Origin of the sequence: Chroococcidiopsis sp. CCALA 051 (assembly GCF_003015105.1) — a bacterium.
GTDB classification, from domain to species: domain Bacteria; phylum Cyanobacteriota; class Cyanobacteriia; order Cyanobacteriales; family Chroococcidiopsidaceae; genus Chroococcidiopsis; species Chroococcidiopsis thermalis.
This window is the reverse complement of the sequence record NZ_PYCI01000005.1, coordinates 41,646-63,655: the sequence shown is the minus strand read 5'-3', so window position 1 is coordinate 63,655 and position 22,010 is coordinate 41,646. Positions and strand designations below refer to the sequence as shown.

Annotated in this window: 25 protein-coding genes; 10 read left to right on the top strand and 15 right to left on the bottom strand. The window is 44.3% G+C overall.

Features of this window, described 5'->3' with window-relative positions; genetic code table 11:
• Positions 1-78: 78 nt before the first annotated feature.
• The gene (locus C7Y66_RS02105; protein WP_106168472.1) at positions 79-1,335 is read left to right on the top strand and encodes a GTP cyclohydrolase II; all 1,257 of its coding nucleotides are present in this window, start codon (positions 79-81) and stop codon (positions 1,333-1,335) included.
• A gap of 150 nt (positions 1,336-1,485) precedes the next feature.
• Entirely contained in the window at positions 1,486-2,817 is a 1,332-nt protein-coding gene (locus tag C7Y66_RS02100; RefSeq protein ID WP_106544305.1) for a URC4/urg3 family protein, read from the top strand.
• Here the strand turns inward: C7Y66_RS02100 and C7Y66_RS02095 are convergent.
• The 7 genes from C7Y66_RS02095 to C7Y66_RS02065 all read right to left on the bottom strand — a co-directional run bounded on the left by C7Y66_RS02095 (position 2,814) and on the right by C7Y66_RS02065 (position 7,517).
• Positions 2,814-3,278 (bottom strand): hypothetical protein, encoded by a 465-nt coding sequence (locus C7Y66_RS02095; protein WP_106544304.1) that lies wholly within the window; start codon positions 3,276-3,278, stop codon positions 2,814-2,816. The two genes, C7Y66_RS02100 and C7Y66_RS02095, sit on opposite strands and share 4 nt — an antisense overlap.
• A gap of 177 nt (positions 3,279-3,455) precedes the next feature.
• Positions 3,456-4,232 (bottom strand): MBL fold metallo-hydrolase, encoded by a 777-nt coding sequence (locus C7Y66_RS02090; protein ID WP_106544303.1) that lies wholly within the window; start codon positions 4,230-4,232, stop codon positions 3,456-3,458.
• A 19-nt stretch (positions 4,233-4,251) separates the two neighbouring features.
• Positions 4,252-4,848, bottom strand: a complete 597-nt coding sequence (locus C7Y66_RS02085; RefSeq protein ID WP_106544302.1) for an aminodeoxychorismate/anthranilate synthase component II — start codon at positions 4,846-4,848, stop codon at positions 4,252-4,254.
• Between the two features lie 111 nt (positions 4,849-4,959).
• Positions 4,960-5,415, bottom strand: coding sequence for a diacylglycerol kinase family protein (locus C7Y66_RS02080; RefSeq protein ID WP_106544301.1), 456 nt, complete (start codon positions 5,413-5,415; stop codon positions 4,960-4,962).
• Positions 5,416-5,597: 182 nt separating this feature from the next.
• On the bottom strand, positions 5,598-6,131 hold the full coding sequence (gene ybeY, locus C7Y66_RS02075; protein WP_106544300.1) for an rRNA maturation RNase YbeY: 534 nt from the start codon (positions 6,129-6,131) through the stop codon (positions 5,598-5,600).
• Complete coding sequence (locus tag C7Y66_RS02070; RefSeq protein WP_015157458.1) at positions 6,131-6,358, bottom strand: DUF3285 domain-containing protein; 228 nt, start codon at positions 6,356-6,358, stop codon at positions 6,131-6,133. The genes ybeY and C7Y66_RS02070 overlap by 1 nt, the downstream gene beginning before the upstream one ends.
• 229 nt (positions 6,359-6,587) lie before the next feature.
• Positions 6,588-7,517, bottom strand: a complete 930-nt coding sequence (locus C7Y66_RS02065) for a hypothetical protein (RefSeq protein ID WP_106544299.1) — start codon at positions 7,515-7,517, stop codon at positions 6,588-6,590.
• A gap of 93 nt (positions 7,518-7,610) precedes the next feature.
• Between C7Y66_RS02065 and C7Y66_RS02060 the strand changes: the two genes are divergently transcribed.
• Entirely contained in the window at positions 7,611-7,883 is a 273-nt protein-coding gene (locus C7Y66_RS02060) for a hypothetical protein (protein ID WP_106544298.1), read from the top strand.
• Here the strand turns inward: C7Y66_RS02060 and prfB are convergent.
• Both prfB and C7Y66_RS02050 read right to left on the bottom strand, forming a co-directional pair.
• Positions 7,869-8,982 (bottom strand): peptide chain release factor 2 gene (gene prfB, locus C7Y66_RS02055; protein WP_127023111.1). Its coding sequence is split into 2 segments (ribosomal slippage): positions 7,869-8,909 and positions 8,911-8,982, totalling 1,113 coding nucleotides; the frame shifts between segments, so codons are not numbered across the junction. The genes C7Y66_RS02060 and prfB overlap by 15 nt on opposite strands.
• 290 nt (positions 8,983-9,272) lie before the next feature.
• Positions 9,273-10,001, bottom strand: a complete 729-nt coding sequence (locus C7Y66_RS02050) for a Bax inhibitor-1 family protein (RefSeq protein ID WP_015157456.1) — start codon at positions 9,999-10,001, stop codon at positions 9,273-9,275.
• 331 nt (positions 10,002-10,332) lie between these two features.
• Here C7Y66_RS02050 and C7Y66_RS02045 point away from each other — a divergent pair, with 331 nt between their 5' ends.
• The 3 genes from C7Y66_RS02045 (at position 10,333) to C7Y66_RS02035 (ending at position 13,591) form a co-directional block, all read left to right on the top strand.
• Positions 10,333-11,118 carry an RNA polymerase sigma factor SigF gene (locus C7Y66_RS02045; protein ID WP_015157455.1) on the top strand — a complete coding sequence of 262 codons (786 nt, stop codon included), beginning with the start codon at positions 10,333-10,335 and terminating at the stop codon, positions 11,116-11,118.
• An 89-nt stretch (positions 11,119-11,207) separates the two neighbouring features.
• Positions 11,208-12,389 (top strand): NACHT domain-containing NTPase, encoded by a 1,182-nt coding sequence (locus C7Y66_RS02040; RefSeq protein WP_106544297.1) that lies wholly within the window; start codon positions 11,208-11,210, stop codon positions 12,387-12,389.
• 122 nt (positions 12,390-12,511) lie between these two features.
• Positions 12,512-13,591 (top strand): pentapeptide repeat-containing protein, encoded by a 1,080-nt coding sequence (locus C7Y66_RS02035; protein ID WP_106544296.1) that lies wholly within the window; start codon positions 12,512-12,514, stop codon positions 13,589-13,591.
• A 39-nt stretch (positions 13,592-13,630) separates the two neighbouring features.
• On the opposite strand, the gene C7Y66_RS02030 is transcribed toward C7Y66_RS02035, so the two are convergent.
• Positions 13,631-14,143 carry a hypothetical protein gene (locus C7Y66_RS02030; protein WP_106544295.1) on the bottom strand — a complete coding sequence of 171 codons (513 nt, stop codon included), beginning with the start codon at positions 14,141-14,143 and terminating at the stop codon, positions 13,631-13,633.
• Between the two features lie 356 nt (positions 14,144-14,499).
• Here C7Y66_RS02030 and C7Y66_RS02025 point away from each other — a divergent pair, with 356 nt between their 5' ends.
• The 3 genes from C7Y66_RS02025 to C7Y66_RS02015 all read left to right on the top strand — a co-directional run bounded on the left by C7Y66_RS02025 (position 14,500) and on the right by C7Y66_RS02015 (position 16,889).
• Positions 14,500-15,021, top strand: coding sequence for a DUF192 domain-containing protein (locus C7Y66_RS02025; protein ID WP_106544294.1), 522 nt, complete (start codon positions 14,500-14,502; stop codon positions 15,019-15,021).
• A gap of 160 nt (positions 15,022-15,181) precedes the next feature.
• Positions 15,182-15,679, top strand: coding sequence for a DUF192 domain-containing protein (locus C7Y66_RS02020; protein ID WP_106544293.1), 498 nt, complete (start codon positions 15,182-15,184; stop codon positions 15,677-15,679).
• A 25-nt stretch (positions 15,680-15,704) separates the two neighbouring features.
• A complete protein-coding gene (locus C7Y66_RS02015) occupies positions 15,705-16,889 on the top strand; it encodes an MFS transporter (protein ID WP_106544292.1) in 1,185 nt (394 codons plus the stop codon).
• 10 nt (positions 16,890-16,899) lie between these two features.
• Here C7Y66_RS02015 and C7Y66_RS02010 read toward each other — a convergent pair whose 3' ends face one another.
• From C7Y66_RS02010 to C7Y66_RS01995, 4 genes are all read right to left on the bottom strand, one after another.
• Complete coding sequence (locus C7Y66_RS02010) at positions 16,900-17,139, bottom strand: 2Fe-2S iron-sulfur cluster-binding protein (RefSeq protein ID WP_106544291.1); 240 nt, start codon at positions 17,137-17,139, stop codon at positions 16,900-16,902.
• An 11-nt stretch (positions 17,140-17,150) separates the two neighbouring features.
• Positions 17,151-18,635: a cobyric acid synthase CobQ gene (gene cobQ / locus C7Y66_RS02005; protein WP_106544290.1), complete on the bottom strand. Its 1,485-nt coding sequence runs from the start codon at positions 18,633-18,635 to the stop codon at positions 17,151-17,153.
• 121 nt (positions 18,636-18,756) lie between these two features.
• On the bottom strand, positions 18,757-19,164 hold the full coding sequence (locus tag C7Y66_RS02000; protein ID WP_106544289.1) for an Npun_F0494 family protein: 408 nt from the start codon (positions 19,162-19,164) through the stop codon (positions 18,757-18,759).
• Between the two features lie 155 nt (positions 19,165-19,319).
• Complete coding sequence (locus C7Y66_RS01995; RefSeq protein WP_106544288.1) at positions 19,320-20,336, bottom strand: CsgG/HfaB family protein; 1,017 nt, start codon at positions 20,334-20,336, stop codon at positions 19,320-19,322.
• Positions 20,337-20,709: 373 nt separating this feature from the next.
• Between C7Y66_RS01995 and C7Y66_RS01990 the strand changes: the two genes are divergently transcribed.
• Positions 20,710-21,009: a hypothetical protein gene (locus tag C7Y66_RS01990; RefSeq protein ID WP_106544287.1), complete on the top strand. Its 300-nt coding sequence runs from the start codon at positions 20,710-20,712 to the stop codon at positions 21,007-21,009.
• 75 nt (positions 21,010-21,084) lie between these two features.
• Here C7Y66_RS01990 and C7Y66_RS01985 read toward each other — a convergent pair whose 3' ends face one another.
• Complete coding sequence (locus C7Y66_RS01985; RefSeq protein ID WP_015157443.1) at positions 21,085-21,861, bottom strand: ZIP family metal transporter; 777 nt, start codon at positions 21,859-21,861, stop codon at positions 21,085-21,087.
• Positions 21,862-22,010: the final 149 nt, after the last annotated feature.

Genomic DNA, 22,010 nt, shown 5'->3' with positions numbered 1-22,010 from the left:
TGCTATTCGTAGCATCTTACTTTGTCTGGTTGCGTCACAGCCCTCTTAACCCCATTAGCAGGTAGAGCAAATACAACGATGCAAGAGCGAAAAAGTAGTCCCAGGCATATTATTCTGACTTCTCACCCGAGCAATTTTGGTTCGCAACCTATTCCGATTCGCTGGGGAGACAAAGACCCAATGCAACGGGGTCCGGTCGTGGCTACCCTCGCTAACCCAACTCACAGAAATGCGATCGGGACTCATTCAGGCGGTTATGCCGTCTATCGCGCTCTGGCTGTAGCAAGCGGGGTATTGCAAGCAGATCACCGTGCTGATTTAACAAATACTTCGCCTGTCGAGCATATTGGACCATATCCGAGTTGGTACGACCCGGAGAAAATAGTTTCGCTCGATCCGTTTGGGGCAATGGTAGGCGAGGCGTTTGCATCTTATTACCAGGAAGGATACGATATCAGACCGACGATCGCCATTACAAAAGCGCACGTTTATCTTCCAGAATTACAAGCAGCGGTGGAAAAAGGGCGGTTGGCGATCGATGGCAAGCTGCTCAAATCTAAAGGCGATGTCCTTGTCACTAAAGCCGCGATCGAGCCTGTATGGTATTTACCAGGCATTGCCAAACGCTTTCAAATTTCGGAAGCAGACTTGCGCCGTGCCTTGTTCGAGCAAACCGGGGGAATGTTCCCAGAATTAGTGACGCGATCGGATTTAGAAGTATTCCTGCCACCAATTGGCGGAGTCACGGTCTATATTTTTGGCGATTTGGCAGCAATTACCGATCCCAATCGACCCTTGGCAGTGCGGGTTCACGATGAATGCAATGGTTCCGATGTTTTTGGCAGCGATATTTGTACCTGTCGTCCTTATCTAGTGCATGGAATTGAAGTCTGCATCCAAACAGCACAGGAAGGGGGTGCGGGAGTCATTGTTTACTGTCGGAAAGAAGGTCGGGCATTGGGAGAAGTGACGAAATTTTTAGTTTACAATGCTCGCAAGCGGCAAGAAGGAGGCGATCGCGCTGATGCTTACTTTGCCCGCACGGAATGCGTTGCTGGGGTGCAAGATATGCGCTTCCAAGAGTTAATGCCAGATGTATTGCATTGGTTGGGCATTACTCGAATCGAGCGTTTGGTATCGATGAGCAACATGAAATATGAAGCCATCACTAACTCAGGTATTGAAGTTGTAGAACGAGTACCGATCCCTGACGATTTGATTCCCCAAGACGCACAGGTGGAAATTGAGGCGAAAAAAGCTGCTGGCTATTACACTCCTGGCGCGGTACTAGATCCGTTAGGATTGGCAGAAATTAAAGGTAGAGAAATGGAATGAATTCGGAATTCGGAATTCGGAATTCGGAATTAACACCTCAAACTCGTACGGGCGGGTTTTGGCTGAAGATTTGTTGTCAAAGCCCGTAAATCTTTTGCTAAACCCGCCCCTACACCCCATATCCCATACTCTGTTCCCTGTTCCTTGACGATGAATCTCCAAACTTCAGAATTCAGCCTTCAGTCTCCAGAAGAGGCGATCGCTTATTTGCGTTCTCCCAGGGCGATTCGCGATCGCTGCGGGCAGTTGTTTGAGTTAGCACGGCAAGATAAGTTGAGTCACTTCCGCTGCGATTTAACGCAGTTGGGACGGGTGGCAGACTATGTTATTGCCGTCATGCAAGAGCAATATCCCGACGGGCAAATTCCTTTTCATAGCCGCTGGCAGCATTTTGAAGTTGGTGGAGTATCGCGTTTAGCACAGTTAGAGCGGCTGTTGGCAGGGCGATCTCCAGTCGAGCGAGCTGTGACTCGGTTCGATCTGGCGATCGTCAGCGTGCTGTTAGATGCGGGTGCGGGCGATCGCTGGTTGTATTGCGAACGGGAAACCGATTCGATCTTTCAGCGATCGGAGGGGCTAGCAGTAGCTAGTTTTCGGATGTTCTGTCAAGGTGCTTTCTCCAGCCATCCTCATCAGCTTTTACAAGTCGATGCCCAAGGATTGCAATCTCTGAGTGAAGCAACCCTAGCTCAAGGATTTCAGGTAAGTGAGGATAATCCATTGGTAGGGTTGGCAGGACGAGTAGAACTATTACAAAAATTAGGGCGATCGCTCCTTGATTTCCCGCAAATGTTTGGTAACGATAATCCCCGTCCAGGTAATCTCGTGCATTATTTATTAGAGCGATCGCACCACAAACAACTACCAGCTGCAACAGTTTTGCGTGCTGTTTTAGAAGGACTCGGCAGTATTTGGTCTGGCAGAATTGAAATAGCCGGAGTTAACCTCGGCGATGTCTGGCATCATCCTGCGCTGGAAGGGAGCAGGGACGAGCTGGGAGCTGGGAGCTGGGAAACAAAGGAGCAGAGAGAGAATTTAATTCCGAATTCCGAATTCCGAATTCTGAATTCTTTCGTACCATTTCACAAACTCTCGCAATGGTTGACTTATTCTCTTTTGGAGCCACTACAAGAACTCGGTTTAGAAATTACAGGACTTGACGACCTGACCGGATTACCAGAATACCGAAATGGTGGTTTGTGCCTCGATCTCGGACTGCTACAAGCCAAACACTCAGATATTTTCCACTACGCCCACTCAGTGGACTCGGAAGTCGTTGTCGAGTGGCGAGCATTAACTGTGATTCTATTAGACCAAATTGCTGCAACGATCCGCCAGCAGTTGGAAATGGATGCTAAGCAGCTGCCTTTAGTCAAAATTTTGCAAGGCGGAACTTGGAGCGCCGGACGGCGGATTGCTGCCGAACTCAGACCGAATGGAGTTTCCCCCATTCAGTTACAGAGTGACGGTACGGTGTTTTAGCGGAATACTAAGCGCTGCAACAAAGTTTTCAAAAATATGCCGAGCTGAAATTGATAAAATTCGATCGCTAGCCAACAAATTGTTAATAAGTGTGACAAAAAGGTGAGCCAAATCCAAGCATACGGTAGCCAATATAAAGGAGTATCTGGGAGGGGCGGAAAGATATAGACGGTCAGCGCAACTATAGCTGTTGGTAGTGCTACGAGAGCGATCGCGGCTAGAGTATAACCCCAGCCAAATTCTACGCCGTCATAATAAGCTTCTATCCACCTTCTGCCATTCCAACGCCAGACTAGCGGTGGTTGACAGGAGAGCATTTTCAACTGCTGTCTTTCTACATCAGTTTCAAAAATCTGCTGGCAGCAGTCGCAAGCCATCGCTTCCATTAAAGGCATAGCTTGAACCTTGCCCAAGCGACAGGCTGGGCAGGGATAAATGCTGTTAGAGTTCAACTGCATCATCGCTGTCAGGAAACTACATCTTTCCAAGTTAGCAGTTATTAGGGAGCAGAGGGGCAGAGGGGCAGTGACCAGTGACCAGTGACCAGTAACCAGTTATCAATGACTAACAACCAACAACCAACGAGCAACTACCAACTACCACCGATCGATGACAAATGACAAATGACCAACTACCAGTTAAAACTTATAACTCAATACCTGAATAGCAGTTTCGTCCTTGGGTAAGTCGGCAGGTTTAATCGTTAAGCTATCGCTTTGACTGCGACGGATGGGAGTTCCTTCCATCAGTGACAAAAATTCATCAAGCGGCACGATGTCGCAGGCAGCAGGATCGGCAGCTTGGGTACGATAGTGAGTCGGAATGACTAATCTGGGGTTGATAGTTTTTACGGCTGCTTGGGCTTCTTGAGGGTTATAGGCTTTAGCACCACCCCCCACTGGCACTAGCAACACGTCGGGACGACCTATGAGGATTTTTTGTTCGATTGTGATTGGTGCAGCGGCTCCCCCTAAGTGCAAAATCCTAATTCCGCCTTGCGTCCACAGCCATGCTACGTTAGTACCAAATCTTCTCCCCTTTTCGCGATCGTGGTCGATCGCAATTCCTTGGATCTGCGTTCCTTTAAATTGGTATACTCCAGGTTCAAAGATCAGCTGGGGATTGCCAGGAACCTCCTCTACTGCCCCTTCATCTAATAATTGACTGCTAATTAAAACCAAATCTGTTTCTACTTTCGGTGGTCTGTATCCCGCCGCACAGCCTAGCTGCCGAAAAGGATTGACCAGAATTCGCGCCCCACCACCAGTAAATAGAAAACAAGTATGACCTAACCATCGTACCGTTATTCCGCTGCCGGTTTGAGCTACAGCAGGCTGAGATTTTGCTGCAAGCGTCACTGCTAAGGTAGAAAGTAGCCCCGCTCCAGCATAGCCAATTAACTGTCGTCGTTTCATCGCTTCTCCGTTCACTCCACTAGTGAGACGGCAGTTGTTTCAGGAAGTTGCGCAGTAATTGCTTTCCTGAAGTTGTGAGGACGCTTTCTGGGTGAAACTGGACTCCTTCAATGTGAGGATATTGCCGATGTCGCACTCCCATAATTGTCCCGTCCTCAACCCAGGCGGTAATTTCTAACACGTCTGGGCAGGTCTGCCGTTCGATCGCTAAACTATGATAGCGGGTTGCGGTCAACGGATTTTCTAAATCTTTAAATACGCCTACTCCCGTATGGGAAACTGATGAAGTTTTACCATGCATCAATTCAGGTGCAGAGACAACATTACCACCGAAGACTTGCCCGATGCTTTGATGCCCCAAACATACGCCCAATATTGGTGTATTCTCACCTAAGTGCGCGATCGCCTCTAGAGAAATTCCTGCATCTTCTGGGCGACCTGGACCTGGAGAAATCACAACTCCATCTGGCTGCAACTCGCGGATCTGCTCGATTGTAATTTGGTCGTTACGATAAACCCGAATCTCTGCTGCAACTGGGAACTCTGCCCCTAACTCACCTAAGTACTGCACTAGGTTATAAGTAAAACTGTCGTAGTTATCAATAACTATAATCATTTTTGAATGGTGCGTGAAGAAGGGATGCGGGGAGAATTCGGAATTCGGAATTCGGAATTCGGAATTAATTGTGAGGAGTGACTCATTCGCCGCTACCTTGTCACAATCTTGTCAATTCAAGCTAGAAATAATCAGCTTGACCAGGGGAGGTAACAAAAGAGCGGTGGCGACTAAAAGGGCAGCGATAGCCGAGATTAACACTGCTCCGGCGGCGCAGTCTTTAGCAATTTTAGCGAGTTCGTGATATGTCTGCTTTACCGTCAAGTCTACAACAGACTCGATCGCGGTGTTTAGTAATTCCATCACTAGCACTAAGCCGCTAGTCAGCGTAATCACAGCTATTTCGACCAAAGGCAAACGTAATAATAAGCCCAGAAAGACAGCAAGAGTTCCTATACAGATATGGATGCGGAAGTTGCGTTGAGTTTTAAACGCATAAGCAATGCCACTCCAAGCATATTTGAAGCTCACTAATAAGTTGGAGGCGACTTGCCAAGAGAAATTTCGCTGAATTGGAACCACTTTTTCTGTTCTACTAGGCGTTGAGGTCGAAACTTTTTGGGTCATAGATGGCAAACATCAATAATTTTTGGTTTTTATATCTAGCCGAGTTACAGCCTACTACTTGCTTAATTTGTCAATTTCCACAGACAGTTTAATTTAGACATATCTCATCTAGCGAGACCATATTAGTAACAAATTGTCGCGATCGCGCTGTGCCAATATTTACAATTACAATCTTGCCCAGTTTAATCAAGATTGACATCAAGACCAACTATCCTTAGTAGCAAAGTTTGCTGTTCCAGCATCTCTAATAGGGTTTCCTCATCTGGGTGATCCCAGCCTAAAAGGTGTAAAAGACCGTGAGCGGCTAACCAAGCCAGCTCTGTCGATAGCGAATGTGCTTGTTGTTGTGCCTGCTTGCTAGCGGTATCAATTGAGATCGCAATATCGCCTAAGTATAGAGGTAAAAGCGATCGCAACTCCTCTAACTGCGGTACGTCCGTTTCCAGTGCAGCAAAGGCTAAAACGTCCGTGGGCTTATCTTGCTGCCGATACTGCGAGTTAAGTACTTGAATTTCTGCATCATCCGTTAGACGTAAACTCAGTTCGTAACTGTCAGCAGCAGGAAGCTGAGAAGATAAACTCTCTAGCCAGCACTCAAACCATTTTTGCCAAGTTTGAGCATCAACTGCTGGCTTCATTCCAGAAGCTTCAGTAAAACAGTCTTGCACGCAGACTTCGACTTGTACGCCGGAATTTTCTGTATTCCTGGTTGTCATTATCTAGTTATGTAAGCTAAACCCACCAGTAAAGACAATAATCCTATAGTTGTGAGGGCAAAATGTTTCAGAGAAGTCCCCCGCTTTTTCACCATGTTGCGCATAGCGAGTTTTACATAACTCGGTCGAGGCTCATTGGCAACTTCATTCGCTACATGAGGGGGCATAGTTGTCGCTTCCGTGGATTGTGCCTCGGCGGTTTTCGTCGTGTCAGGTGAATTCTCCATGAGATTGACCCTAAAGTTTTGCTAGGTTCTTTCTCAAATGTAACAGTTTGTTGCACCAATAATGTAGTCCGTACCAGGGTTAATAGCTGAGAAACAAGCGCAAATCGCTTTGCGCTCGTTCCCAATCTTTGTCTAAGTTTCTAAAGATTGCCGTTTATACTAACTACAGCGATCGCTCGCATTCGGCATTAGACAAGCAATGTTATTACTAATGTTATTACTAATGTTGTTACTTGCGTCCGACAAGTATCTTCTGGCGATCGGTTACTTCCTCAGTGTGAACCTCCTCACCATAAACTTCTAATAAACGATAGCGAACCCGATCGGAAATTTTAGCTAGCCCACCGCCTCCGTGAGTATCTGATGGTTTCAGCGTATTTCGGGTAATCCCGAAAAAGTGAGTCACAAAACGGTGATGCACTGGTTCTGGTAGTCCTACAAAAAACATCAGCCTTTCGTACCGAAGGTATTCAAATATTTTGGCTCCGGTATCGTAAAATATCGCAGCGGGTTTCAAAGCATGGCAAGAGCGTCGCAACTCAATTGGTCCTTTCTTGAATATTCTGTGGAGTAGCTTGAAGCGCGATCGCAGTTTATTAAAAGGTGACAGCAATGAGTATTCATTGTCTAGGTAAAATTCTACAAATGACTTTCCATGCCTAAGTGCTTCTCGAATAGGGGCTACCTTAAGGAGAGTTAGCGGTATCCAAGGACGTTCGTGATAGAGAGCATTTTCTAAAGCGGTTCCCTGAAAAGCTGGTTCTTCCAGCCAACTTGGTCCATTGGTAAAGCCACAACCAAAAACCTGCGGTTCGTCAATATAATCTTTGAAAAAGCTAACTATAGCGGAATCCTGAATTTCCAGATCCGAATCAACTAATAAAACTTTTTCTGCGGCAATATGATTAAAAAGCCAGTCTAAAGTTTGACCGTGAGGGCGTAAGGGAGCGGTTAAAATATCAAAATCATACCGCTTCATCAAAGCTAGAAAATGTTTTAAGCTACCATCAGTTGACTCGCAGTCGATTAACAGTACGGGCATTTTTGCATGACGAATAACAGATAGTAAAGCTAAGGTTGTAACTAGTTTTGTATTGAAATTAATAATAACTGCTCTTTCTGTTACAGCAGGTAGCTCGGATAAACTTTGAATTAGCACGATGATTGTCCTAAAATAATTCTTTTTGTGTCTTAGCGTGTAGCAAACAACATCAACAGCACGTGAAAAACGGATTTTTTGCTGTAGCTATTTATGGCATTAATTATGAAGCTTAAAATTAAGCAGAGCAATATGGAAAAATTCAGCAAAAAAGTTCAGGGTAAATACAGCAATCCTATTTATTTCATGAATATGAAGCAGGCTTCTAGCCTGCTTTACAAATCATTTAGAACTGCTATAGTTGGTAAAATTACAAGAAAAGCTAAGGACTGTAAACAGCAAAACCATTTTGGTTTTTCTCCTCCAGTTTCCTCAACTTTCTTTGTTTCTGCTCTCGGTTTTTCTCGTTCCTTAACTAGCCACTAGTTGTTTCTCCTGGCGTAGATAAGACTCAATAAAGGTATCGAGTTCGCCGTTCATTACGTCGGTAATTGCTGTTGTTTCTAGGTTTGTCCGCAAATCCTTCACCATCTGATATGGATGGAAAACGTAGTTGCGGATCTGAGTTCCCCAGGCTGCTTCTACCATATCACCGCGAATTTCAGCGATTTCTTGAGCGCGTTGTTCTTGGGCAATAATTAACAGCTTGGCTTTGAGGATCGCTAGGGCTTTCTCTTTATTTTGTAACTGCGATCGCTCTTGGGTACAGCGGACGGCAATTCCCGTAGGAATGTGGAGGATGCGCACGGCTGTTTCTACTTTGTTGACGTTTTGTCCTCCCTTACCACCAGAACGAGTGGTGGTAATTTCCAAATCTTTATCGGGAATTTCCAACTGTACGGAAGTATCGATTTGGGGCATCACTTCCACACCAGCAAAGCTAGTCTGTCGTTTACCGTTAGCGTTAAACGGAGAAATCCGCACCAAACGGTGAGTTCCTTTTTCGCCTTGTAAATAGCCGTAGGCATAGCGACCGGAAATTTCTAAGGTAGCGGATTTAATTCCCGCTTCATCTCCTTCCGAAATCTCATCGAGTTGGACTTTATAGCCGCGATCTTCCGCCCAACGAGTATACATCCGCAGTAGCATTTCCGCCCAGTCTTGAGCATCAGTTCCACCCGCCCCAGCGTTAATTGTCAAAATTGCGCCTTTGTCATCGTAGGGACCAGATAACAACTGTTGCAACTCCCATTGGTCGAGTTCGCGGTTGAGGCTGGTAACGTTTGTCTCAGCCTCTTGCAGCAGAGATTCGTCCGTTTCGAGTTCCAGTAGCTCTAGCACGGCTTTGGTATCTTCTAGGCTACCTTGCCAGCGATCGTATTGCTGGATATGAGTTTTCAGGTCGTTGAGTTCCTGAAGTGTTTGCTGTGCTTTGGTTTGGTCGTTCCAAAATTCCGGTTGGGCAGCAATTTGTTCTAAATCTTGTATTTTTGCCGTCAGTGCGGGGATGTCAAAGATAGTCCTGGGTTTTACCCAGGCGATCGGACAACTTTTCAACTTCGCGCTTGATTTCTAGTGCTTCCATATAGGTTTCGAGTAGCGATCGCTCACTGAGTGATAGGGTACATTAACAACGCACCCTACTTGTATTGATGATTTTAACTAGAGTTGATAGCGGTTTTCAATTGAGTAAAACACACGATCTGTAGGGGCGCACAGCCGTGCGCCCCTACAAATGTCATGCACGCAATCGAGAATTGCGATGAAAACCTTTGGGGCAACAACCAAAAAAACCGTGGCTTGTTTTGAAGCCACGGCAGATCGTTTGTAGAGACTTTACATGTAACGGTCTCTACAATTCATGTAACGTCTCCACTAGTCGCGGCTATTCAGGGCAATTAACAACCGCAAGATGAAAATAAACAGATTGATGTATGTCAGATACATCGATAGCGCCGCAGGGAGATATTGGTCGTTGCGGTAGGTACGAGGCAGAACGTAGAAATCTACGACTGCTGCACCAACGAATAGACACACGCCAATGCCTGAAATTGCAATTTCTAACCAAGTCGGCGTGTAGATGCCAAACAGAGCAAACAGAAATTGTGCCAAACAGACGACCACTAGGGCAATGACTCCCAGGCTGACTGTTTTCGTCAATGCCATGCCGTCCTGTTCTGACAAGTTAGAACCAATTTGACGTGCCGCAATAAAGGTGACACCGCAGCCGAGGGCAGCAAACCCCACACCTGCAATACCTACGCCTTGGGTTCTTAGTGCCATAAAGACGATGCCGCTAAGAGTATAGCCAGTTAGCAAGCTATATGTTGCTAGTAGAGGCAGGGCAACGCGATTATTACCTTTCTCGGCAACGTTCATCGCCACGAAGAACAGAATCAGTTCCAAAATGACCGCACCAATAAACGTAGGGAAGAATAACCCTGGATTGGCACGGATGACACTTAGACCACCGTAGGTTCCCAGTGCTGTTAGTACCAGCCCGCCACCTAGATAAGGCAGGGCGTTAGCAATAACGTTTGGACCTACTATGGCGCTAGTCTTAGCTTGACGAATTGCTTCGCGAAAATTGCTAGTGCTACTCATGGAATTTTTTCTTAATTTTTTAACGGGTTGTGTGAGAGCAACGATATGGTGACATATGCCTATTTTGGCTTAAACCTCTAACAGTTAACCAGGGTGAGACTAGCAGCAGAAATCTAAATCTAATCTTAAAATATTTAGCATTCTCAGCCAGTCAACTCAGCAGATCTACGGAGAAAATTCACCGCAATCTGCTAATCTCCTCATAAATTCAGTAAGAACGACATGGTTTGAGAAGCCTTCTCCACCGACAATAATTTTCAGCTTTGATTAAAGATTTTCCACCACCTGTTAATTCCCATTAGGGAAGCTTAGATCGCTGTTGAGGATTTTTATGTCGATAACTCATACTAGAGGCTGCTCTAATGGGATAGAGCTATTAATTGCTTATTATCAACATCCTTCGATTGCATTACGCAATAAACTTGTAAGTATGCACACTGGTTTGGTGCGAAAGATGGCGCATCAATTTAGCCGCCAATGTACCGAACCATATGAAGATTTAGAACAAATCGGTTACTTTGGTTTGATTCGTGCTATCGAGCGCTTCAACCCTTATCAAGGTTATGCTTTTAGTTCTTTTGCAATTCCTTATATTCGAGGTGAAATTTTACATTTCTTACGCGATCGCACGGGAGTTGTCAAAATTCCCCGCCGTTGGCAAGAACTTCACAATCAAGGACAGAAGGCTCGTAAAGATTTAACATTAACTCTCGGTCGCACTCCTACAGATATAGAAATTGCTGAAGAATTGAATGTTGCAATTCAAGAATGGTTAGAGAGTAAGCTCGCCTTCCAAAATCGAATTGTCTTAAGTTTGGATAGTACAGTTATTCAACATCTCGATTGCCAAATTAAATTAGCTGATGCTTTACCTGACCAGCGCTCTACTAGCTTACAACAACAGGAAGAAGATCGCCAACAATTGCAAGGAGCAATGAATCAGCTGGAAGAAAAAACTCGTAAAGCTGTAGAGTTTGTTTTCTTAAAAGAGTTTTCTCGTAAAGAGGCTGCTAAACGAATTGGTATTAGTCCAATGACTGTAACTCGATATCTTCAAAAGGGCAAAGAACAGTTATTTTCTTTGCTTCAACCTCAAATTGCTCAAACTAGAGCATGATAATTTGTAATTCGTAATTCGCAATTCGTAATTATGAATTGAATAAACATCCGATAAATTCAAACTGTAACACCAAAACCATAAAGCTTATGAACTCCATCGATTCAGCGTTGGTAGATCGTTTTCCTCAGCCGATGGAAACTGAAGGTATTAAGTTGGATGACCGAAAAGGTGTCAAGTTTAGTGGTAAATGGGTACAAGTTGAGAAATTACAGAAAAATGACTCAAAGCAACTCGATCGCGTTGTAAATTTCTCTTTAAAACACGAGGAAAAAGAAATTATTAATGAATTATCTAACGATCCATTATTAAATTTGCTTTGTCTATTAGTTGAAGCCGGTCGAGAAATTCCTGACGATCGCTGTCAGCTCTACCGCGAAGGACTAGAAATTTTATTGAATCAATGGGATGAAGCTTATCATATTCCAGGCGATCGCTTCTACAAAAATTTGTCCGTACAGCACAAACAAGACTTGTTAAGTAAAATTGCTTTGGCTACATTTGAAACTGGAGGTAAGTTTAGCAAACAGGATATTGAAAAATCTATTACCGAATATATATGTAACCTGCCAAAAGCACCTACTAGCCCGGAACTCTTGCAACTTACGACTGAGGCACTACTAAAGTCTATTCAATACCAACACCAGTTATTTGTTGAGTCTACTCCAGAGGTTTATTCTTTCTCCGATAGCAGATTTCACGAGTATTTTATAGCACGAGAAATAGCCGATCCTTCTCATCCTCAAAGAGCAGAACAAGCTTTAAGAAATTTAGCTGCTCGGATTTCAGAACCACGCTGGCACGAAGTTTTTGTCTTCGTTGTTGGCATGTTGCGAAATGCTGACTATTTTCTCAGTTTAATGAAGCAACAAGCTGACGCGATCGCCGGGGTCGATTCAGAATTATCGCGCTTTCTTTTCTGGCTGGAGCGCAAGTCACATCATCTGAGCAAACCTCAGTTTAAACCAGCTGCTTTCCGTGCCTTTTATTTAGAATTTATCCTCGATCTTAAATCAGATTCTCTCCAAGACGATTGCACCGATCGCCATCTTCATCTATCTGATATCGATGCTTCGAGTTACGAGCTGATAAATTTTCCTTTTACTTCCCAGCAAAAAGCTATTCTCAAACAATATTACGATGTCAATCAACTCATACTTGATTGCTTGCGCCAAGCACAATACATGACGCGGAGCTTACGTACAGAAATTGAAGAGACACTTTTAGTTCCTTCATATTTAAGCTGTCCGATCGAAACTGCGATCGCTTAATGTAAATACCCAACATAAATTTCTTGTAGGGGCGCACAGAGAAAGCGCCCCTACAATGTTGTCACGCTCTAGCAGGTTTATGGTAATGTAAAAACTGAAGATCGCACGGCAAAAATCGCTAGATGACTAGTGAAGCAGACTTGCTGCTCAGGCAAGGTATTTCTCAATACCAAACAGGTGAATTTGAGCTTGCGTTGCAGTCTTGGCAACAAGCATTAAATCTTTATCGCAGCAGCCAAAATTTCAAGCGCGAAGGCGCGGCTTTAGGGAATTTAGGTGCAGCTTATCAAGCTTTAGGAAACATACCCCAGGCGATCGTCTGCTTTCAACAACATTTGGAGATCGCCCAGAAAATTCAAGATGCAACTGGCGAAATGAATGCTCTTGCCAATATTGGTAATGCTTATTTGACATCAGCAGAATATGTTCGTGCAATCGAGTACTGGCAAAAACTATTGGCGATCGTACCAGCACAAGGCGATCGCCTACAGGAAGGACAGATCTTAAATAGCCTGCGACAAGCATACACTAGTTTAGGAGAATTGACCCAGGCGAGAAAATATCAACAGCAACAGTTGGCGATCGCGCGGGAATTACTAACCTCGGCGATCGCGACAGACTTTGTTTCTAGTCTAGAAGCGATCGGTTTAGATCCTACACAAGATTTAGTCGGAGCCGATCTCAGTCAATTCGATCTTCGTAATGCTAGCTTGAGTCGCGCTAATTTAGAAGGGGCAAATTTGAGTGGTGCTGACTTGACATTAGCCGATCTGAGTCGCGCTAATTTGAGTGGTGCTTGTCTTGTGCGTGCCAAACTCAGTAATGCCAATCTTCGCGATGCGAATCTCAGTCATGCCGATCTGAGCGATGCAGACTTACGCGCAATTCTACCCCGCGTGAATTTAAGCAGTGCGAATCTCAGCCGGACAAATTTATCGAGTGCCTATCTTCAGAATGCTAACTTACAGGGGGCAAATTTAAACGATACGTTATTGCAACAAGCAGATTTAAATGGCGTGAATTTCAGCCATGCAAATTTGAATGCAGCTAATCTCACCCGTGCAGAATTGAATCAGGTAAAAGTAGAAACAACACGCTTTGTCAATGTTGTTGGAATTTCAGCGCAGATGAAACTTGAGTTTCAGCAACAAGGCGCAATTTTTGAGGACTCTATGGGCGATCGCCAGCCAATCTCAACTTAGATTTAAACAGCGATCGCACCATCATATTTAATCTTAGATTTAAGGTGTAGGGGTTAAATCTTGCTCCGTTGAATTACTACCAGGTGCAGGCGCTAAATCTTGTTCCGTTGTCTGTGCTGCTGCTGGTTGCGGTTCGCGTACTTCCCAACGGCATTGTTTTTGTTCTGGCTGCTGATAGTTAACCGCCATTGTAAACGAGCGTGTAGCGGCGCGGTTCTTGTCGAAATTTATGTCAGCCCGCGTGTAGTTTTTTCCAGCGATCGCCGTCCACTGTAATATCTCGTTGGCATAAGCTCCATCGGGAACGAAGCGCATTTTGTATTTTACTTGGTCTGGAGAGTCTCCCGATCGCACGAATAGCAATCCCTGAGCGATGTCTGCCGAGCGTTCCAAGACATCAGCAGAGATAAAGCTACATCGATCGCCTTCGTCTCCCTCCACCAGCGCTAAGAAAGAACGGTCAGAGCTAGTTTCTACTTGTTGGGCTGGCGTTTCTTGGCTGGAAAAGACGACTAAGGCGATCGCTAAGATTGGTAAGATAGCTGCTTTCATAACTCCTCATCCCTCAAAGCACTCAGACGCAACTGATTTGTTCTATGGTACAGCGAATTTGCTCTGTGAGGCTGGGAATCTTTGAGCGAATCGAGAAAGAAGTTAGAAACTACAAGTCAAAAGCACGCTTCTGCATTTTCCATATTTTCTATCTCTTTTCATTGATTCTTAATAAATTAGCGCCTTTGCTCTTAACTTTATAGAGCTAAAACTATCTACAGCCATCATACATAAGATTGTGAATTACTAGTTAATCATGTGTTAATGCCGCAGTTTCTTCATTGCGCGCAATTTGCAGTGCCGATTACCTAGCATTTAATTAAGAGTGTATTAATAATATATAAATTGATAAAGTTATGTTTTCTAAAATTCCTCTTTGGCTGCTTAGTATCTCAATATTTATTATTTTGACAACTTTGTATTTAGGCTTTTCTTGGCTATCTTTACAAATTAGTTCGCCGCAAAAACCACAAGTTATCCCAATTTTAGCCAGAATTGAAGTTGCCAAGCAAAGAATTTACTTAGAAGTTCCTCAAAACCCAGGACAAGAAGCACAAGGCTTGATGTATCGTACTATAATTCCCAGAAATAGGGGAATTTTGTTTGAATTCGATCCGCCTCAAACGATCGAATTTTCCATGCAAAACATTCTTGTACCAGTCGATACAATTTTGCTGAGAAATACGGAAATTCAGCAAATTCAAATAGCTGTTCCTACCTGTAACGAAGTCAATTGCCCTACGTATAGCTCAAAGGTAAAAGTAGACCAAATGATCCAGTTACAGGCTCGAAGAACTATAGAGCTAGGTTTAAAAATAGGCGATCGCCTACCAATCGAGTTTCTCGACTTAGATACTAAAACTTTTCGCCGCTCTTAGCTTAATAAAACTTAACGCCCATTCTTTTGTTTTAGATAAAAGATTTAAGTAAGAGTTAATTTAAACTATTTACAAGAACGATTTTTGGTTAAGAAATTAGTCGATTTCTGGTTAAAAAGTCGAATAGCTTCGGTTAAGAAATCGTTAAAGCGAGGGCTTTATGTTAACTGCGACCCAGAAGAAGTACTGGAAGATTTCAGCTAATCATGCTTTTTGCATAGTTACATTAGTGAGCGGTCTGCTTTTACTAATAATTCAAGCTCAAATTGAAAAACAACCACAATCTCTACCTGTAAGTGCGAAAGCGCAAATTTCTGGACAAGAAATTGAGTTGGAAGTTGCTCAAACAGCGCAGCAACAATCTATGGGACTGATGTACCGTGGCGAACTTTCACAGACAAGAGGAATGCTGTATACTATCGATCCGCCTCGCCCAGTTAAGGTCTCGATGCAAAATATGCGCTTCCCTGTGGATGTCGTCTATTTACAAAACGGACAGATCGCAGCCATTCAAGTAGAGGCACAGCCTTGCGATGCAATTGCTTGCCCTACATATAGCTCCAAGGCAACGGTAGATCAAATGATTCAGTTACGAAGTGGCGCGACAGCAACATTAGGATTAGAGGTAGGCGATCGCGTCCCAATTCAGTTTCTCTAACGATGAACCCCCTAGAGTTTAGCTGATGCAGCCAACTAACTCGTTACCTGTCAAAATCACTTTGCTAGTTGTCAGTACGCTGACTGTGATGGCGGGTGCAACAATTGCACCTTCGCTACCAGCGATGAAACAGCACTTTAGCACCATACCGAATGCAGATTACTGGGTAAGGTTGATTTTGACAGCTCCAGCCCTATTTATTGCCTTGGCTGCGCCCTTTATTGGTGCGACGATCGATCGATTGGGACGCAAACCCGTGTTGATCGTTGCCTTACTCGTATACGGGCTAGCAGGTAGTTCGGGGCTGTGGTTGAATGCGATCGGCTTTATCCTGTTCGGACGAGCGCTATTAGGTTTGAGCGTGGCTGGGGTGATGGTAACGGCGACGGCGTTGATTGCAGATTACTACACGGGGAAAGAGAGAGGGCAGTTTTTGGGTATCCAAGCTGCTTTTATGGCATTAGGAGGAGTTATTTTCCTGACTTTAGGGGGCTTTCTTGCCGATATCAATTGGCGGATGCCCTTTTTTATCTACTTAATTGCCCTAGTTTTAGTCCCGTGCGTCGTGTTGTTGCTACCGGAACCGAATCGTACAGCTAAGGGTGCTGGGGCTAATGTTGCAGACGAACCAACCAGCTTGGCGACTGGTTTAGTGGTATTGACTTATGCGATCGCCCTAATCTCGCAAATTGTATTTTATCTAATTCCCGTCCAACTCCCCTTTTACTTACAGCAATTACTCCAGGCAAGCAGTTCTCAAAGCGGGTTAGCGATCGCCCTTGCAACTGGGTGTTCTGCGGTTAGCTCGTTATTGTATCAGCGCGTCAAAGCCCGCCTCAGCTTTATTAGCATTTATGGCATTGCTTTTTTAAACATGGCACTAGGATATGAATTGATAAGTTTTGGCGCAGGTTATGCGGTGATTCTACTAGGATTAGCGATCGCGGGTCTGGGTTTGGGTTTACTCATGCCAAATATGAACTTTTGCCTCACTTCAATCGCTCCTGGTGTAGCCCGTGGGAGAGTTTTAGGTGGGTTAACAACTAGCTTTTTTTTAGGACAATTTCTCTCACCCCTTGTCAGCCAGCCTTTGACTAACTTCGTAGGAATAGCTGTAACTTACAGAACTGCTGGAATCGTGATGGGGATAATGGCTATAGCTACCTTAGTATTTTTGATGCGGGCTAAAACAGCGGGAAATGCTAGCTAGGTATTGATTCTCACCACGCTGGATCGAAATAAAGATCGATCGTTAACTGTTCTTGTCCCGGAGGAACGGCAGTAATACAAGCGCATACTGTATTGTCCCCATCAATCTCGACTTCGCAAGCGTGACAGGAACCCATCATACAGCCAGTGGGGATGACAACCCCCGCTCGGTCTGCTACATCTAACAATGGTTCTCCGACTGTGGCTTCTACAGTGACATTATCAGGTAAAAAATTGACTCGCACAGTCATAATTCCTAACTTTAAGGCGACAAAACAGAGGATAAGTCTAGGTGCGTTTCTACCATACCTGCTAGGGAGTCGAGCATTGCTTCTCGCTGTTCGCGATAATTAGAGATACCTGTAGGCAGAGATTTGAGTCCCCTTTGTTGCCGCAGGCGATTTAACCAAGCCCTCCGCCAGGGTCCATTATCGAAAATTCCGTGCAGATATGTTCCCCAGATTGATTGACTACTATCTACCATGCCAAGCCCGGTATCGTCAAACATGGGCTGATAGTCGTTAGCTTGGGCGGGAGGTAATTCCACTAAACGCGATCGCCCTTGGTGAATTTCATACCCCGATACGGGCAATCCTGACTGCGGAAAATTCGATATGACTTGACGCTGGCGAGCAACTTTATGCATCGTGATTGCCGTTCTGATTGGCAGCAATCCTAAACCTGGATACCTACCAGCTTCGCCCTCTAGCCCTTCTGGATCGGCTAGCTGTTGCCCTAGAATTTGGAAGCCACCGCAGATACCTAAAACCGTTCCCCCAGCCGCCGCATAGTTTTGAATTGACTTTGCCATCCCGGTTTTATGCAAAACGAGTAAATCGGCGATTGTGGTTTTCGTCCCTGGGAGAATCACTGCATCTGGATGTCCTAATTCGTGTTTGGGGCTGAGATATCTCAAACCAATACAGGGTTCGGATTCTAACGGATCGAAGTCGGTAAAGTTAGAAATTCGCGGCAGGCGAATTACGACAATGTTGAGTTCGCCTTTAGCCCGAGAGGGCTTGCGTTCAAACAAATCGAGGGAATCTTCGGCGGGGAATGAATGATCCAGCCAGGGAATGACACCAATGACGGGGATTCCCGTCCGTTCTTCCAGCCACTTAATGCCCGGTTCTAAGATCGATCGCTGTCCGCGAAATTTATTGATGATAATCCCGCGCACTAAACTGCGTTCCTCTGGTTCGAGTAATTCTAGCGTGCCTACGACATGGGCAAAAGCACCACCGCGATCGATATCTACGACTAGTAACGTTGGCGCGTTTAAATACTTGGCGATCCGCATATTTGCTAAATCGCGATGCTTGAGATTAATTTCTGCCGGACTGCCTGCCCCCTCGCACACGATCATGTCAAATTCTGCTGACAGATGGCGCAGAGATTCTTCAATTGCCTGCCATCCTGGTTGAAAAAATTGCTCGTAGTAGTCTGCTGCGTTGACTCTGCCCACAGCCTTGCCTTTGAGGATCACCTGAGAAGACATATCTCCTTGGGGTTTGAGCAAGATTGGGTTCATCTCTACCATTGGAGCAACGCCAGCCGCCCACGCTTGCACCGCTTGGGCGTAGCCAATTTCGCCACCATTAACGGTAACGTAAGCATTCAGCGCCATATTTTGTCCTTTAAAGGGGGCTACGCGCCAGCCACGTTTGGCTAAAATGCGACAAATTGCAGCTGCGATTGTTGATTTTCCAGCATGGGATGTCGTTCCCACGATCATGATTGATTTCATATGCGGCTATCGGCTTGAGCAGGTAAAGGCAGAAATTTCAGACCGAGATGGGTTTCTGTGTTTATTTTTCCCCTTTTTTGCTGATTCTTAACTTTTCCGCTGACAAATTTAAGGCATTCACCTAAAAAGGCAGCCGCAGCCAGCGACTCAGGGTATTGTAAAGGCGATCGCGCCACGTTGGAGTATCCCACTTACCATGCTGAGCGTATCGCTCTACTAGCTGTCTGCCCAGAGGCGTGAGCCGAAAACTATCTGTGATTCCCTGTCCGTCTACCTCGCGCCGCAAAATGCCAACTTGGATCAGCCAAAAGAGTTCGTTGTCTACTGCAAGTTCTGTTAAAGGACGCTGAGTATAGCCTTTTTCCATGCCAGAACTGCCCGCGATCGCCATAACTGGTACGCTTTGAGCTATCATTGCCTGAAATAAGTGTAAGTTAAAGCTAGAACAAATCAGCGCCCGACGCGCCCGCTCTAAGGTACGGTTGGGATAGAAAAATGGTTTAGTGTTGCTAGTATTCGCATGAGTCATTTTGGTATTTGTACCTTACAGTCACTCTGCCTGAAAAACGATTTTTGAAACTTCTAAATATCTTAATTATTACAGGTATTGGTCATTTGTCATTGACAATGACCCATAAAATAAGGTGGGCAATGCCCACCCTACATCGAATTCTTAATTCCTCTCTATTGTCCGGCTTTTGCCATATCTCCTCGTTTAAAGCCCGCACCATTTGTAACTTTACCAGTGGCAAATCCCTGACCGACTTCTGTTAATTCAATCGTGCCAATTGGCGAAGTTAAGGCGCGCAGAGTCTTACCAGTTTCAGGATCTTTAATTTCTTTGGCTACTCGCTCGATTGAGATTTCCATCCCGGTTTTTAAACCCGCTTCTTGTCCTTTGTTAATTGTGACTAAATTATTGGTTACATCAGCTACTACAGCATTAACATTTGGTGTAAACGAAGCTGCTGTCGTAACTTTGGCAGCAGAGGCAACAATTTCTCGCGTAATTTCACTAACAGCAAGTTCTGTGGCTGCACTCAATAAAGTTTCAGGATCGGCATTTTTCGACTCGTGATAAACACCACCCACATTTAAAGCTTTGCTTTTTTTATCAACTTCCCCTTTACCTTGAGTTGCAGCGAGAATTTCTGCGGTCGTCGTGCTGACGAGCCTAGCATCAATTTGCACGATCGCCCGACTTTTTTGTTTCGCCGAACAAACTCCAAAAACGCAAAAGCCGTTACCAGAATTATTTTCTTCAATATTAAATTGAGTTACCGCACCAATTATGACAGCATCAACTCCCAAAACCCTACCAATTTGAGCAGCGGTTTCTGGATTTATCCGTCCCGAAGCACCTAAGTCTTGTTCTTGTAAAATAGCGTCAATTTTACTACGCTCGATAACACTATAAGAACCATCTTTAACTAATGCATTTGCGATCAAATTACTCACTCCTTGGGCTGGGCTAGCACCACCAAAGATATTTGCAAAATTAACACTGCCAGTATCGGCAAAATCAAAATCTAGGACAGCAACTCGCTGGCGTTGAGGTGCTTGGGTTTGGCTATTTTCAGTCAGAATAGGAGTTTGAGCATTAACTATAGGTGTCAGCAGAGATAAATTAGCCGTACTCAATAAACTAAAAAGACATAACAAATTCAGCGAACGAGTCGCTAATTTTACATGAGATTGCATATTTTTTCGATTAGCAATAAAACTGTGGCAAAAAATATCCTAGTTAACTGTAGAACCTACTATTTTGCAGATATCTTACAGATGGATAATCGCGATTATATCCAGGCGATCGCTGTTTTTCCCGTAGTATATCTACTTAAAGTTTAAGTATTCAAATCTATGAATAATGTATTAAGAGCAATTAGTATTGAATCTCTACTGTATAAATTTGTATTTCAGATACAGCCATGTGTCAGCAGATAAACGCAGACGAGTGCCATGTGGTTCGGGCTAACTCAGTCAAATTTTTGCAAAGCTAGAGCAAAGATACTGAAGTTTGTTGCTACAGTAAAATTAAATAGTTTGTCAGTAATCTCCGTCCAGGAAGCAGGCAATGAGTAAAGATATCCGCGTTGCTGCAACTTCAAAAATTTGGGCTTTCGCTACGGGAATGCTAGCAATTTGCATTCCACTTTCTAGCGTAACTAGGAGTGGTCCTATTTTACCGCTAGCCGCGATCGCCGGAGCTGCCACAGGTACGTACTTTGTCTGGCGCGATGACAAGAAGTCTCAATCGCTAGCAAATAGCGATCCAAAACAACTTGAGCAACGCATTGCAAATTTAGAAACAATTGTCAGCGATCGCGAGTTTGAATTAGAGCGGAAAATAAAACAATTAGAATCAAAGGATTAAGTCAAAAGTCAAAAGTCAAAAGTCAAAAGTCAAAAGTCAAATTCCATTCTTTGATAACTGATAACTGATAACTGACTATCCCCCTAGAGCAATATCTAAAAACATCATTACCACAAAACCTAACATGACACCGATAGTTCCTTCGGTTTCTAATCCTTTACGGTGCGATTCGGGGATAATATCGTCGCTGATTACGAATAGCATTGCTCCTGCTGCAAACGCCATTGCCCAAGGTAAAATGAACTGAGCTATACTTGCTACGCCAGCACCAACTAACCCGCCCAAAGGCTCTACTAAACCTGTAAGCAGAGAAATTCCTAAAGCATAGCTAGTAGAATATCTTTCTGAGATTAATGATAGAGCTACTACTAAACCTTCGGGCATATTTTGTAAGCCAATACCTAAAGCAACGGGTAGCCCTTGTTCGATATTTCCACTCCCAAAATTGACTCCTACAGCCAATCCTTCAGGAAAGTTATGAATTGTAATCGCGGTAATAAATAACCAAATTTGTTTAAGACTTTTACCTCGACAATTTTCTCGTCCTTTAAAAAAATGTTCGTGCGGTAAAGCATGGTGGGCAACTTGTAAGAACAATCCACCCAACAAAATTCCTACAACCATAATTAAAGCAGCGATCGCTCTGGAATAACCAATTTTTTCTGCTGCTTCTGTACCAGGAACGATCAGAGAAAAAGCTGTAGCTGCTAACATAACTCCACCACCAAACCCCAACATGATTCCCTGGATTCTCTGGGTCAAATTGATTGGTAGTAAGATTGGTAAAGCTCCAACAAAGGTTGCTAATCCAGCGAGTAAACTAGCAAGAAATCCGACAAGAACAACGTTCATAAATTGCGATCGCGGTAGTGATAGTAATGGTGAAATAACAACTTAAATACATGCTGCTTGGGTTTACATCTGTAATAAAGATATTTCCTGAAAATCAAGTATATCATACTCGTTATGAGTACGCATTATTAATGTGCGTACACTTTGAG